The following is a 417-nucleotide window of genomic DNA, read 5'->3' on the forward strand; positions in this document are numbered from 1 at the left end:
TTACAAATATTTCTATCTAAAGAACCCTGACCGTTTGGTGCTGGATCTGCAACATACTAAATTAGATCATGTGATCAAGTCCTTGTCGAGTAAAGTATGGCATGATGATCCGTACATTGCGCAAGCCAGGGTAGGGCAATATAGCAGTGAAATAGTGCGAATTGTTTTAGATCTCAAAGTTCATATCAAACCGCAATTATTTACTTTATCTCCTGTTGCAAAGTTTCAAAACCGTTTGGTTATTGATTTATATCCATCTTCGGTCAAACAAGAAGAAGATGACCCCTTGTTGGGCTTATTACGTGAATACAATCGAGGTAAACTGGCAATTGATGGTAGCTCATCTGGTACACGCTCTGATCACCTAGTACAGACACCTATAACACGCGATGAGTTGGGAGATAAATTACAGGAGTT

Annotated in this window: 1 protein-coding gene; it reads left to right on the forward strand. The window is 39.3% G+C overall.

Translation table 11 applies throughout. From position 1 onward, the window contains the following. Nucleotides 1-37 precede the first annotated feature (37 nt). Nucleotides 38-417, forward strand: a 380-nt coding sequence (locus tag G3I56_RS42915) for an AMIN domain-containing protein (protein WP_343240237.1), incomplete at its 3' end; no start/stop codon positions are given.

The organism is Streptomyces sp. SID12488, from assembly GCF_010548275.1.
Classification (GTDB): Bacteria; Actinomycetota; Actinomycetes; order Streptomycetales; family Streptomycetaceae; genus Streptomyces.